Below are 14,459 nucleotides of genomic sequence, written 5' to 3'. Positions count from 1 at the left end.
GCGTTAGCGTAGCCCGTAGCACGCCGACCTTGCCCATACAAGCGCAGCGAAGTATGGGCAAGGGCACGCCCAAAAAAAATTAAAAATTGAACCTTTTTGCATAATTATCTTTTGTATAAAAGAAAACAGACCTAAAATAGGCAATCATATTGTAATTTTGTGATATGTTTCCCGAGTACGACGTGATTGTTGTAGGTGGTGGACATGCAGGGTGCGAAGCTGCGGCTGCATCAGCAAATTTGGGCTGTAAAACTTTACTCATTACCATGAACATGCAAACTATTGCCCAAATGTCTTGCAATCCTGCTATGGGTGGAGTGGCAAAAGGTCAGATTGTCAGAGAGATTGATGCATTAGGTGGATATTCGGGAATTGTTACGGATAAAACCATGATACAGTTCCGCATGCTCAACCGTTCTAAAGGTCCAGCCATGTGGAGCCCCCGCGCACAATCAGATAGAATGCTCTTTGCCTTAGAATGGCGAAGAATGCTAGAACAAACTCCGAATCTTGATTTTTGGCAAGATATCGTTACAAAACTATTGATAAAAGATAACCGTGTATATGGTGTAGTTACAGGAATGGGCTTATCCATTCATAGCAAAGCGGTCGTTCTTACTAATGGAACTTTTCTTAACGGCGTTATTCACATTGGTGAAAAACAATTTTCGGGAGGTAGAACAGGCGAAAAATCAGCCACAGGAATTACAGAACAGTTAGTTGAGCTAGGGTTTGAAGCAGGGCGCATGAAAACAGGAACACCGCCCCGCATAGATGGACGCACTATTAACTACGCAGCCACAGAAATACAAGAAGGCGATGATCCTCCAGGTAAATTTTCATTCTTAGATACCCCTCCACTTAAAGCTCAAAAACCTTGCTACATTACCTATACAAATCCCGAAGTTCATGAAATTCTCAAAACAGGGTTTGACAAATCCCCAATGTTTCAAGGACGAATAAAAGGCGTAGGTCCAAGATATTGCCCAAGCATAGAAGATAAAATCAACCGCTTTTCAGAAAGAGATAGGCACCAGCTTTTTATTGAACCCGAAGGGTGGAACACTATTGAAGTATATCTAAACGGCTTCTCTTCTTCTCTGCCCGAAGATGTACAGTACAAAGCTCTGCGTAAAATTCCAGGATTAGAAAACGCCAAAATGTTTAGACCAGGGTATGCTATTGAATACGACTACTTTCCCCCCCATCAACTCAAATTGACCTTAGAAACTCATTTGATAGAAAACTTATACTTTGCAGGTCAGATTAACGGTACTACGGGCTATGAAGAAGCGGCTTGCCAAGGCTTAATGGCAGGTATCAACGCTGCGCTCAAAATTCAAGAAAAAGAACCTCTTATTCTTAAACGTTCTGAAGCTTACATTGGTGTGCTAATTGACGATTTAGTCAATAAAGGCACAGAGGAACCTTATCGCATGTTTACCAGCCGAGCAGAGTACAGAATTTTACTTCGCCAAGATAATGCAGATATTCGTTTAACGCCCATAGGTTACAAAATTGGCTTAGCTTCCCAAGAAAGAATGGAACGCACGCAGCGTAAGATTGCTCAAACTAATCAAATTATTGAATACTTCAAAACCCACAATGCTTCACCTGAAGAGGTCAATACTTGGATAACTCAATACAACACTACCCCAATTGAGCATAAAACAAAATGGTTCCAGCTTATCAATAGACCTCAATTAGATATTAAGCAATGTATGCAGCATGATTCCTCTCTACGAAGCTTTTTATCTGCATTTGACCCCGAAGCTGTAGAGCAAGCAGAAATTGCTATGAAATATGAAGCTTACATCATAAAAGAAAAAGAGCTTGCCGATAAAATTAACCATTTAGAGTATGTTGCAATTCCTGCCAATTTTGATTACAGAAAAGTAACTGCACTTTCTAATGAAGCCAAAGAAAAGCTTCTTAAAATACGCCCTCAAAATTTAGGACAAGCTAGCCGTATCAGTGGGGTTAGTCCATCGGATATAGCTATTCTAATGGCATTTATAGGAAGGTAGGAAACACAAATTTGTTGTAAAACAATGGTTAAAAAATACTCTTAATCTAAAAGGTTGATATTGAGAAAAAATCATACGTTATAGCAACGCAGTTTTTATGGTTTTAAGAATTACAGAATATGGGCTTTTTTTTCTCATAGCAGTAATTATCCGTTTAATTTTATTCGGCTTAAATTATGATGTTTTTACCTCTCCACCTACGGCTACTGACAGCTTTGGCTATTATCAAAGAGCCATCAACCTAACTTTGTATCACACTTATACTTTTCCTGAAAAAGACAACGAGGTTGCCTTTTGGACACCTGGCTACCCTTTTTTAATGTTCATTGTCTTCAAGGTCTTTGGTATACGCATAAGTGTTTTACTTCTTGTTCAAATTTTAATGGGTAGCGCAAGTTTAACCTTGCTATATCTGTGGATACAAAAATACACTGATACTTACCCGTGTTTCAAGTTTTTTCTGCTACTCTTTCCTGACTTTATCCTGTATGATATGCAAATTTTAACGCAATGTTTATTTAATACTATGTTATTGGTTACCGTATATTTAATTCATACTCAAAAATGGATAAACTATCCTTACGCAATAGTAGCAGGGTTAAGCTTGGGCTACACTATTTTGATTAAATCCGTAGCAACCTTTATTTTGGTTGTATTTGCCATATATGTGATAGCGTATCATAGAAAACATGCTTCGAAAGGTATCTTACTAATAGCTACAGCCATTTTAAGTGTGCTGCCTTGGAGTTTGCGTAATTATACATTGTTAGATAAATTTGTTTGGGTTCATACTAATACACAATGGAACTTTTACTTAGGTAATCATCAACAAAGTAAAGGAGCTTATGGAGGTAAGAGTTCATATTTATATGATCATACTTTTTTAGAGGGATATACAGAATTAGAACGTGAGCAAGTGTGCCGAGCACGCGCATGGACATTTATTAAAAAACATCCTTTATTAGCATTTAGAAATAATTTATTAAAAATTAGCAGAACATTTAGTCCGCGCGGAGCTTGGGTTTTATACCAAACAGGATATTCAAAAACAGGTAGAGATTTTGCCCCTTATCCGATTACCCCAAGCAGTAGATTTTGGCAGTGGTACAGCTTGCCTTTTTTGTTTTTTGTGCAAGTCTTTGGACTTTTAGGAGTTTATTTGGGCATAAAAGACTTAAAAAAACACTTTTGGGCAGTAGTTATCTTTTTAGCTTTCTTAGCTACTTTTTTTGTTTTTCTTACAGGAACAAATTATGTTTACTTGGCTTTACCATATTTAGTTTACTTAGCCGCTGTGGGACTCTCTTTCGCTCATCAACACAGGATAAAATTATCTATAATTTCTATTTTGCTGATAATCAACTGGGCATTTCAGTATTATTCACAGATATAAGTTAGTACTTTTTTTGTATATTTGTATACATGCTTGAAAAGCAAAATATATGATATTCAAAATGAAAATTTTGATGTTCTTGCTTGTTGTACTTTTTACGGTACGATTATTGGCACAGCAAGCAGATTTTTCAGGCGAGTGGGTTGGTAAATTGTACCAAGAAGCAGGGGGAGTAAGTCCTGAATATAATTTTCAAATAAGTCTAATTCAACAAGGAAACCGTGTAAAAGGAGCTACTTATATAGAACTGCCTAATATGAAAGATGTTTTTGCTACCATCAAGCTGCGAGGAACGGTAAAAGATAATCAGTTATTTTTTGAGGAGTACGAAATTATGAAGGAAAAGGCTTTGCCCAATACGCAGTATTGCTTGAAAAAAGGCACTTTAACCTTATCTTTAGAGAATGATAAATGGCAGCTCAAAGGTCCTTGGACAGGATATTCAAGCTTTGGACCCTGCAAACCTGGTACAATCATAGTTTTTAAACCTTACGTAAAACCACCTGAACCTGTAGCAGTAGAACCTAAAAAAGAACAGCCCAAAGAAGAAAAAGCTAAGGAAGCTCCTAAGCCAATAGCTCAAAGCATACCAAAAGATACTTTGGTAGACATTCCTATGGACATTAAAAAAGGACAAAAGATTATTTTAAACCACGTTTATTTCAAGCCCAGCAGTTGGGAGCTTTTACCTAACTCTTATCCTGAATTAGAAAAAGTGTACCATTATCTTAGAGCTAATCCAAGTTTGACTATACAGATACAGGGACACACAGACATTGGCAGTACACCAGATTACAATCAAAGATTGTCAGAAAACCGAGCTAAAGCTGTAGCAGATTGGCTAATTAAAAAAGGAATAAAAGCAGAGCGTATCTCTTACAAAGGTTTTGGAAATACCAAACCCATAGCAGATAACAATACTCCCGAAGGCAGGGCTAAAAATAGGCGAATCGAATTTGAAGTTGTTCAAGAGTAGCTGTAAAATCTTTACTGAACATGCAAAAATATCTTGATTGAAGTTGATTTGATATTTTATGCTACTGTTAGGTAAGATCATTAAAATTTTGAAACAAAACTGTCAAAAAGTGTCAAACGGTTCAATTTTTTTAGTATATTTGTTTGTACATTCAAAGAATTTATGAAAAGGGTACTTATTTTTTCACTATGTAGTATTTTGTTTGGGCATCATATTTTTGCTCAAACCAAATGTAGAGTACAAAATGTACTTTTCCAGGGAACAAGTGAAGCGGTTCACGAACCTGTACCTCCTAAAAGAACCTGCGGTACTATGGAGTTGCATCGCCATTTGCTCAAAAATGATCCTGAATATGCTAAAAATATAGAACGCATAGAAAGGTATACCCAAGAATACATAAAAAATGCAGAAAACTTCAAAAGTAGCAGTATTATCACTATTCCTGTGGTTTTTCATGTTGTGTATGAAAATGCTACAGAAAATATATCAAACACTAGGATTATGGAGCAGTTAGATGTATTGAATCAAGACTTTAGTAAGACAAATTCGGATGCAGGTTTAGTTCCGACTGCGTTTAAGTCTTTACATGTGGACACTGAAATACGTTTTTGTTTAGCCACTAAGGATCCGAATGGCAATCCAACCACAGGTATTACTCGCACACCTACTACTAAAAGCTCATTCAGTATAACCTCTAACGACGTAAAGTACAGCTCCACTGGGGGTAAAGACGCATGGAATACTCAAAAATACCTCAATATATGGATTTGTGATTTAGGTTCAAGTTTATTAGGGTATGCCCAATTTCCAGGTGGGGATCCTGCTACCGATGGGGTAGTTTTGAACTATCGTTTTGTAGGTAAAACAGGTGCTGTAGCCCCATATAACAAAGGGCGTACAGGTACTCATGAAGTAGGACATTACTTGAACTTACGCCATATTTGGGGTGATGACTCAGGCTGTTCGCCAGACGACTTTGTTGCTGACACTCCAACTCAAGATGAAGAAAGTAGTGGATGTCCAACTTTTCCTCTTACTGATGCTTGCCAACCTTCCAGCCCAGGAATTATGTTTATGAACTACATGGACTACACGGATGATGCTTGCATGTACATGTTCACCGCAGGGCAGAAAGCAAGAATGCGAGCAGCTTTGACAGGACCCAGAGCATCTTTAACCACTTCAAGCGCTACGAATTGTTCAGGAAGTAGCGGTGGAGGACCTACTACTTGTGATACTTTGCTTTACCCTTTTCCAGGTACACCAGCATTGTACAAACTGGTGGGTTCAGGTAATTGGGGGTATGTTAGTGGAATGAACTCATACAAAGACCGATCAAAAGCTAATTATTTTTCAGACCATCCCTCTGCATTAAACCAAGTTAAAGGGATTATTTTTAAGTTTGTAAGAGGACATTATACTAACCCTAATAACAAAATCAATGTAAGACTTTGGAATGAAAGCGGAGGAAAACCTGCAAGCACACCTTTAATTTCTGTACCGTTAAATATGTCTGTTATTGGTTCGCATGTTTCTTCGGGGCAATATACAGTAGTTAATTTTACTTCCGCGATAAGCGTAGGAAGTACTTTCTATGCGGGTTTTTCGTTTGAAATGTCAGGAAGTAATTATGCATATCCTTCGGATACTGTGGCAGTCTTGAGCAACTCTGATGGGGATACTAATCCAGGCATTGCTTGGGAACAGTTTAATGACGGCGACTGGTACCCCTTCTCCAGCTCTTCCTCTTGGGATATGAATCTCGCTCTTGCGATTATGCCTATTGCTTGCCCTGCATCTATTCATATTGAAGACAAACTAATAGATAACAGTTTCAATTTACAAGTGTTTCCAAATCCTAGTAATGGAACATTTGAAGTTGTGTATCCTATATTTAGCAACTGTGTAGTGGTTACTGTACATAACATACTTGGACAAGAGGTATTTAAAGAAGTTGTTACCCAAAGTCAGGATAAGCTTTATCAAAAGCAGTTTAATTTTAACTACCAAGCAAAGGGGTTGTACGTAGTGCGGGTAACAGACGGTAATTTTACAGCTGTAAAAAAAATTCAAGTTCATTGAAAATCAGTTATTTATTGATGGGCTAGTCGCTAACTCAAAGTGGCTGTTCTTTCCAAAAGTTTTGGTAATTTCTGTATAATCTATTAAATTGCTACTATGAATTTAACCCTAACACAAAAGTGGGACCTGTTACTTGGTACAGTCCAAGAAGACTTGCAAGACGATTGGAAGCACATAGATGAATGTATCAGCTTTTTGTATGGCAAATCTAAAAATGACAATAATTCATGCGACGAAGAGGGACAAAAAAATCAAGAATATCAATCAAACGATGGTCAAAAGGAAGTACAACAAACTTCTAAAAAACAAACTAAAAAGCGAGAAAAGTTTAAAGGAGCATCGGGTATTAACAAATGGTTAGGCGATGTACGCACATATTTTAACCATGAACTGGTTCAAGTTATGCAGCAAGACGCTATAGAAAAATTCGGTATAGAAAAGATTCTGCTTAGCGATCCCAAAGTTATTGAAAACATTGAACCTGATATCAACCTCGTTTCAATTCTTGTAAAATTGAGTAAAAGTTTATCCAAAGAGAAAAAAGAATCTGCTCGAGCCATAGTTGAGAAAATAGTGCAAGAATTGATTAAGAGGTTACACCAGCATACAGAAAATGCCATAAGAGGTGCAATTAACAAAAGTATAGTTACTTTACGACCAAGGCATAACGAAATAAATTGGCACAGAACCATTCGTGCTAATCTCAAGCATTATCAGCATGAATACAATACTATTATTCCTGAAAAACGTTACGGTTTTGGGCATAAAAGGCATGGGTTGAAGCATCTATTTTTATGTATAGACCGAAGCGGTTCTATGTCAAATTCAGTAGTTTATTCTTCTATTTTTGCTTGTGTAATGGCTTCTATTCCAACTCTCAAAACTCATTTGATTATTTTTGACACAGAAATTGTAGACCTGACAGATGAGCTTGATGACCCCGTTGAACTTTTATTTGGGATAGATGTAGGTGGAGGTACAGACATCAATCGTGCGTTAGCTTACTGTGAAGGAAAGATTGTTAGACCCGAAGATACAGTACTAGTACTTGTCAGCGATTTGTATGAAGGAGGGGATTCTAAAGAAATGCTTAGCCGCTGTCAGGCATTAGTACAAAACAATGTTAAACTTATTACTTTGTTAGCGTTAGATGATGAAGGTGCGCCCAGCTATGACCGTTATCATGCAGAATATTTACAATCCTTAGGCATCCCTTGTTTTGCTTGTACACCTGATTTGTTTCCCGATATGATGGCTGCTGCCATTACAGGTGGAACAGAAAGTGTACATGCTTGGGCTAAAGACAATATTTTTCAACCCAAAGAGAACTAAAATATGAGTCAAAAATCATCTTTTAGCAAAGTTAGTGAACTATTTTATGCATATCCACAGGAGAGCTTAGCAGTTTTAGAAAAAAAGGCAGAAACTATACGAATAGGTATTCCGAAAGAAATTGCACCGCAAGAGCGAAGAGTTATTCTTTCACCTGAATCGGTAGGTATTTTAGTAAATAATGGCTATGAGGTATATGTTGAAAGTGGTGCAGGAAAGTATTCCCATTTTAGTGATAGAGAATACACTGAACGAGGAGCAAGACTTTGCTTTTCACATCAAGAAGTGTATCAAAAAGCAGATATTGTTCTCAAGCTAGCACCTCTAACAGTAGAAGAAGTTAATTTGCTAAAATCTCGTCAAACCATATTATCTGCAATTCATTTAGGGACACTTAAACCTGACATTCTCAAAATAATGATGCAAAAAGGCATCACAGCTATTGGCTATGAGCTTTTACAAGATGAGGAAGGCGAATATCCCATTGTACGCATGATGGGGGAAATAGCAGGATACACTTCTATTATGATAGCGTCTGAGTATTTGAGTAATAAGTATGAGCATGGATTGGGAGTACTGCTAGGGGGGATTACAGGCGTACCAAGAGCAAACGTAGTTATTTTTGGAGCAGGTACAGTAGGAGAATTTGCCGCAAGAGCTGCTTTGGGACTAGGGGCTAATGTCAAAATTTTTGATGAGTCTATCCATAGACTACGAAGGATAGAAAGCTTATTGGGTAATCATATTTTTACGGCTACTACGCAAGTCCATTATATTTTAGATGCACTTAAACGTGCAGATGTGGCAATTGGGGCTATCGGCAGGTTTCAACGCAAAAACAGGGGCTTTTTAATTATGGAAGATTGGGTAAGCCAAATGCCCCAAGGCTCTGTAATTATTGATGTTTCCATTGACCAAGGGGGATGCTTTGAAACCAGCTATGTAACTACTCACGATAATCCTACATTTGTAAAACATGGAGTTATTCATTTTTGTGTTCCGAATATTCCCTCTCGTGTAGCACGCACGGCTACTTATGCTCTAAGTAATGTGATTACCCCTCTAATTCTACGTATTGGCGATGCAGGCGGATTAAAAAACTTTATATGGCAAGAAGAATGGATACGTTCCAGTGTGTACGTATACCAAGGAATTTTGACAAATGAAATTATTGCCCGAAAAATGGGAATGAGCTACAAAGATATTGATTTACTGGTGGCTTCTTCACATATATAGACATTTAGGGCACATTTTAGATTGATTTTTGCATACAAATAACCTTTATTGTGTATTATTGTTGCTTCAAAATGACAGCAGGGTTGAAGGGTATTGTATTTCTTACTCTTTTGACAGTAAAGGCATTTTCGGTAATCTACTTAGCTTATTTAGGTAAATGCAGCAGCAACGCACCTTTTTATGGGATTGCTTGCATGGCCGGAGATACAGAATCATACCTTGCACCCATTGAAAATTATATTGAAGAAGGTTCATACTACTACAAAACTGCCAAAGCAGGTAGAATGCCTTATTATGGATTGATATACTTCCCTTTCAGAGTTTTGTTTTCAAAAACGATAGCTCTGAATATTTTGGTTGTTTTACAGATAGCTGTGGATGCCTTAGCCATGTATTATCTAGCCCTTTTATGTGAAAAAATTTTTGGAAAGAAAGGCTTTGTTTTATTCATTCTGTTAGCCTGTGTAAGCTTAAATGTAACAAGCTACGACTACTATCTGATACCTGAAACTTTTGGAATAGGTTTTAGCTGCATATTCAGTTATCAATACTACATTTATCTGTCTTCAAATAGAACGAAGAAGCAGCTGCTTATAGCAGGCACATTTTTGGGTTTAGCGGTTTTATTCAAACCTTATCTTAGTTTGCTATATGGAATTATAGTAGCAGAGTTGTTCCTTTACTTCATAAGGAAAGATAACTTTGTAGTAAGCATAAAAAAGACAGCTGCGCACGGAATTTTGTTTGTTATCCCACTTTTGATGCTTAATTTACCTTGGACAGTACGGAACTATATTATTTTCAAGCAGTTCATACCTTTTCAGCAAAACATATATGCGGGATACGATTATACAAATGCTAATCTATCGGTAAGAAAGTTTATTCAATCTATTGGAGAAAGCTTTATTTTTTGGGATAAATATAGCGCAGGGTGTTATTTTGAGCCTAGAGAGAACCTTCCATGTGAATATAAAATACCTCAAAGAATTTTGGGTCCTAATCTTACAATTGAAAAAATAGAAAAAGCAAGAGAAGTATATTTACAGTATCAAAAAACACCGAACGATTCTTTGGAGCGCATAGTAGTACAAAAGTTTGATGAACTTACACAAATGTACAAGAAAGATCATCCTGTTTTCAGCACGCTGGGAGTGCCCCTTATGCTGATTAAGAAATTTCTCATTCACAGTGGAAGCTACTATTTGCCCATACGAAAAGACTTTAAGTGTTACAAGAGTTATCAATTTTATCTCAAAATATCACAGTCTTTGTTATACTACCTTTGCTTAACATTCGGTTGGCTGGGTACAATAGTTCTGCTGTATAAGCATAGAGAGTCTTTCATTATATTTACCTTTCCTGTGTTTTTATGTCTGTTATTTCCTGTGTTTTTAAGATTGACGGAGTACAGATATTTTCACATGGCTTATCCTTATTTGTTAGTGGGTTTAGTGCAAATGTTTTTGTTAACAGTGAAATTTTTTGAGAAGGAATTAAACAGAGGTCAAAGGACTAATTTTGCGTGAGGGGCATGGAGCATGCCGTTAGGCAGTGCGAAGCGTTAGCGAAGCACCGAAGCGAAGCGTAGTGCGGAATGCCCCGACCCTTGCGTTAGCAAGGGGCACGCCCAAAAAGAAAGAATATAAAAAGTCATTCAACTTTTAGCCAAAAAAATTAGCTTATACTTACTTTTTCGTTCTTTTTGCAGCAACTGTATTAAGAATGTTGAGATAAGTATCTTTGTTAGCGTGGATGGAATAATACTTTACTACTCTTTCTCGAGCTGCTGTGCCTATTTTTTTTCGTAAATCTGGATTATCCATCAGTAAGGTAAGATAATGTAGCCATTCCTCGTGAGTATCTGCCAAAAAGCCTGAAACACCATGCTCTATTACTCTATGATTGGCATGATCGGGACCTAACTTTTGCGCAACAGTAGGAATCCCAAGTGCCATGTATTGAAGCGCTTTTAAGCCACTTTTTCCATAAACCCAGGGCTCATCAGGTAGAGGATAAAGACCTATATCCATTCGCTGCAAAGTAGGTATCTCTTTGTCCTCACTCCAAGCTAAAGCCTCTATTTCAAGACCCTCCATCTTAAAATTTTCATCGCCCATAACTAATAGCTTGAATGAGTGAGTTTGTTTAAGTTTTTGCAATACTGGGGTAAGCAAGTGAAGATATTTTGCCGTACTATGACTACCACTCCAACCTAAAACAAGTGTTTTTTCATTATTGTAAGGATTGACAGGAATGTATGTATCTGTATTGATAGTAGAAGAAATATCGGTTGTATTGGGGTTGTATTGACGTACAAAACGATCAAGTACAGGAGTGCAAGTAATTACGTGGTCTGCGTGCTTCATAAGTACAATCATCTTTCGTTTTCCTTTCATCCAAGCTATAATTTTGTTTGCAGCACTAGAATGTCCAAGAAATATCAAATCATCAATATCATATACTAGGCTTTTGGCTAGTAGAGCAAATAATCGTTCCATAATAGGGGGTCCAATCGGCGTAACCCAAAGCGTAACAAAAACAATATCGTACTTGCGAATGCGCAGTAAATCTCTAATTCTTTTAAGATAACCTACAATGGTCCAAAAAACTTTTTTGTGTAGATTACCCTTTTTGTAGACAATGTTCCAAAATTTCATAGTCATGAAAGGGGATACAGTAATCTCATAGCCATTTTGTCTAAAATAGTCAAAATACTGTTCATACTTTAATCTTTGTGAAGGCGCTACGCGTTCAGGATAGGGACAAATAACCAGCATTTTTCGAGTTTGCATGTTGCAAATATAGAAAGCTACTTTTTGAAATGGCTTTTGTTAATTATTTTTGTGCTTGTTGAATAAGTACGTATTTTAGTAAGTCTATGAAAAAAGTAAAGTTATTTTTTCTGACACTTTTGCTGCTAAGCAGTAGCTTATCCTTTGGGCAGCAGGCTATCGTTAGGAACAAAAAGTCAGGCGGATATGAATTTACAGTCGTAAAAGACTTAGAAGCTACCGAAGTAAAAAACCAAATGCATACAGGTACATGCTGGAGCTTTTCGGGTATGTCCTTTTTTGAATCAGAAATACTCAGAATAAGCAAGAAGAAGGTAGACTTGTCGGAAATGTTTATAGTGCGCAACGCATATTTAGAAAAAGCAGAGCAGTATGTGCGCATGCACGGTCTTATCAACTTTGGGCAAGGGGGTGCTTTTCATGATGACTTTAACATAATTAAAAAGTACGGTATTGTACCTGAATCTGTTTATTCAGGATTAAAGCCTGGAGAAACTAAGTACGACCATGATGAAATGTATGCTGTTTTATCTGCCATGCTCAAAGCAATTGTTAATCAAAAGGTTTTATCGCCCCATTGGAAGGAAGCTGTCAAAAATACCATAGATGCTTACATGGGAACTCCACCTTCAGAATTTGAATATGAAGGAAAGAAATATACACCCCAATCTTTTGCTCAATCTTTGGGCTTAAACATGGATGATTATGTGGTAATAACTTCTTTTACTCATCGCCCGTTTTATACCAAGTTTCCATTAGAAGTACAAGACAATTGGGCTATGGACGTAGCGTATAACGTGCCCTTAGACGAAATGATGAGAATATTGGAAAACAGTATTATGAATGGCTATACTGTGGCTTGGGCAAGTGATGTATCTGAAAAAGGTTTTTCCTTCAAAAATGGTTTAGCTATTGTTCCCGTAGATGAAAGTCAAATTGAGAAAAAAGGCGAAGACAGCCAATACTTTAACAATGCAGGGGCTACTAAGTCAGGTACTCCATTTGACGCACCTTGCCAAGAAAAAGAAATTACCCAAGAAATGCGCCAAAAGGCTTTTGATAACTACGAAACTACGGATGACCACGGTATGCATATCACGGGTCTTTACAAAGACCAAACAGGTAAAAAATTCTACAAAGTCAAAAATTCTTGGGGAACAAATAATGATAATCAAGGTTATTTCTTTGCTTCCGAAGCTTATATTAAGTACAAAACCACAAACCTCATGGTACATAAAGATGCTATACCTAAAGACATTGCTAAAAAACTGGGCTTGAGGTAAGACTACATGCTTATATTAAAAAGAGGCTCAATATTGAGCCTCTTTTGTTTTTATCCTTCAATCTTGTTTTCTAAACTATGCCAAGCGCCACCGTTGTATACTTGTTTGAAGCCCATAGATTGAAGGATACGCTTTGCCGATGCGCTTCTTATCCCTGATGCACAGCAGGTAATAATAGGTGTATCCCTGCTTAGCTTTTCAGCTTTTTTGCTTAGCTCTTGCAGGGGAATGTTTATACTACCTTGAATATGCCCACTCTTGTACTCCGTTGGCGTGCGCACATCAATAATTTTAGCACCCTGGGCTACTAACTGTGCATAATCAACTTTTGGTCCTATTCCAAGTAATTTTTTCAAAAACCCTAGCATAATTCTTATAGTCTAGCTTGTACGTCTAACCAACTTCCTCCGTTAATACAATCAATTCCGTATTGCTTCAAGAACATAGCTGCTTGACCGCTGCGCATTCCGCTGGCACAGCAAAGCACAATTGGCTTGGGCATGTTTTTAATTTGCTCTACGTGCATAGGTAGCTCGTTTAGAGGAATATTTATGCTACCTGCTACATGTCCTCCCATGTATTCTTGGGGAGTTCTTACATCTATGATGGTACTCATAACTGTATTTTATTTTTCATTTTTCTTTTTCAAAAAGACTAAAAAATAGACCACCCATCAATCCTCCGTACAAGGTACTATTCAAAGGATTGGAGGTAATCATACAAGTTCCTGCGGCACATCCTACGTAGTAGTAATATCCATATCCTGCGGCTAAACCTAAAACCACTCCGATTAAGGTCAGTTTATACTTAAAGACTTTTTTTAACATAGTTTGAATTGATGCACAAAATTCTCTATTTTTCTCTAAAAAAAACGATACAAAGGTTACATTTGGTTATCACTTTTTGAGCAAAAAAATTTGTAAATTTTTGATAAAGATTATTTTTTTGGGCGTGCCCTTGCCCACACTTCGCTTGTGCTTGTGTGGGCAAGGTCGGCGTGCTTCGGGCTACGCTGACGCTTCGGTGCTTCGCTTCGCTACGCACTGGGCTATCGCCCACCCTCCGCATGCCTCACGCAATCAAATCAAATCAAACTTTCAAAAAAAATTGAAAACACTTTACTTACTCAAAAAAGTCTGACACACAAAAACCCCTTTCTTTATGCGTGCAGGGCAGATTTTGACTATCCTTTTCCGTCGATGTCCACCAAAACCACCTAAAACACTACGAAACTCGTAGCATTTTAGCCCACTTTTTGACTTAACTCCTTGACAATCAACAACCGTCGATGTCTTTCGCAATTTTTTACATAACTAACTCAAAATCATCAACTTAACC

Annotated in this window: 13 protein-coding genes; 9 read left to right on the top strand and 4 right to left on the bottom strand. The window is 37.4% G+C overall.

Features of this window, described 5'->3' with window-relative positions; genetic code table 11:
- Positions 1-164 precede the first annotated feature (164 nt).
- From mnmG to NZ519_05870, 7 genes are all read left to right on the top strand, one after another.
- Positions 165-2,027 carry a tRNA uridine-5-carboxymethylaminomethyl(34) synthesis enzyme MnmG gene (gene mnmG / locus NZ519_05900; GenBank protein ID MCS7028283.1) on the top strand — a complete coding sequence of 621 codons (1,863 nt, stop codon included), beginning with the start codon at positions 165-167 and terminating at the stop codon, positions 2,025-2,027.
- Positions 2,028-2,124: 97 nt separating this feature from the next.
- A complete protein-coding gene (locus NZ519_05895; GenBank protein ID MCS7028282.1) occupies positions 2,125-3,420 on the top strand; it encodes a glycosyltransferase family 39 protein in 1,296 nt (431 codons plus the stop codon).
- A gap of 79 nt (positions 3,421-3,499) precedes the next feature.
- Positions 3,500-4,396: an OmpA family protein gene (locus tag NZ519_05890; protein ID MCS7028281.1), complete on the top strand. Its 897-nt coding sequence runs from the start codon at positions 3,500-3,502 to the stop codon at positions 4,394-4,396.
- A 162-nt stretch (positions 4,397-4,558) separates the two neighbouring features.
- Positions 4,559-6,478: a M43 family zinc metalloprotease gene (locus NZ519_05885; GenBank protein ID MCS7028280.1), complete on the top strand. Its 1,920-nt coding sequence runs from the start codon at positions 4,559-4,561 to the stop codon at positions 6,476-6,478.
- Positions 6,479-6,574: 96 nt separating this feature from the next.
- Positions 6,575-7,810, top strand: a complete 1,236-nt coding sequence (locus NZ519_05880) for a VWA domain-containing protein (protein MCS7028279.1) — start codon at positions 6,575-6,577, stop codon at positions 7,808-7,810.
- Between the two features lie 3 nt (positions 7,811-7,813).
- Positions 7,814-9,046, top strand: coding sequence for an alanine dehydrogenase (locus NZ519_05875; GenBank protein MCS7028278.1), 1,233 nt, complete (start codon positions 7,814-7,816; stop codon positions 9,044-9,046).
- 71 nt (positions 9,047-9,117) lie between these two features.
- Positions 9,118-10,572 carry a glycosyltransferase family 39 protein gene (locus NZ519_05870; protein ID MCS7028277.1) on the top strand — a complete coding sequence of 485 codons (1,455 nt, stop codon included), beginning with the start codon at positions 9,118-9,120 and terminating at the stop codon, positions 10,570-10,572.
- A 159-nt stretch (positions 10,573-10,731) separates the two neighbouring features.
- Here the strand turns inward: NZ519_05870 and NZ519_05865 are convergent, their stop codons facing one another.
- The gene (locus tag NZ519_05865) at positions 10,732-11,838 is read right to left on the bottom strand and encodes a glycosyltransferase family 4 protein (GenBank protein ID MCS7028276.1); all 1,107 of its coding nucleotides are present in this window, start codon (positions 11,836-11,838) and stop codon (positions 10,732-10,734) included.
- Positions 11,839-11,924: 86 nt separating this feature from the next.
- On the opposite strand from NZ519_05865, the gene NZ519_05860 reads away from it, so the two are divergent.
- The gene (locus tag NZ519_05860) at positions 11,925-13,121 is read left to right on the top strand and encodes an aminopeptidase (GenBank protein MCS7028275.1); all 1,197 of its coding nucleotides are present in this window, start codon (positions 11,925-11,927) and stop codon (positions 13,119-13,121) included.
- 50 nt (positions 13,122-13,171) lie between these two features.
- Here the strand turns inward: NZ519_05860 and NZ519_05855 are convergent, their stop codons facing one another.
- Genes NZ519_05855 through NZ519_05845 form a run of 3 tightly spaced genes read right to left on the bottom strand, consistent with a single transcriptional unit; the run spans position 13,172 to position 13,948 of the window.
- A complete protein-coding gene (locus tag NZ519_05855; GenBank protein ID MCS7028274.1) occupies positions 13,172-13,489 on the bottom strand; it encodes a rhodanese-like domain-containing protein in 318 nt (105 codons plus the stop codon).
- Between the two features lie 5 nt (positions 13,490-13,494).
- Entirely contained in the window at positions 13,495-13,737 is a 243-nt protein-coding gene (locus tag NZ519_05850; protein ID MCS7028273.1) for a rhodanese-like domain-containing protein, read from the bottom strand.
- Positions 13,738-13,753: 16 nt separating this feature from the next.
- Complete coding sequence (locus NZ519_05845; protein ID MCS7028272.1) at positions 13,754-13,948, bottom strand: DUF6132 family protein; 195 nt, start codon at positions 13,946-13,948, stop codon at positions 13,754-13,756.
- A 118-nt stretch (positions 13,949-14,066) separates the two neighbouring features.
- Here NZ519_05845 and NZ519_05840 point away from each other — a divergent pair, with 118 nt between their 5' ends.
- Positions 14,067-14,261, top strand: a complete 195-nt coding sequence (locus tag NZ519_05840; GenBank protein ID MCS7028271.1) for a hypothetical protein — start codon at positions 14,067-14,069, stop codon at positions 14,259-14,261.
- Positions 14,262-14,459 lie beyond the last annotated feature (198 nt).

This window comes from Bacteroidia bacterium (assembly GCA_025056095.1).
GTDB lineage: Bacteria > Bacteroidota > Bacteroidia > JANWVE01 > JANWVE01 > JANWVE01.
This window is presented reverse-complemented; position numbering and strand designations above follow the sequence as displayed.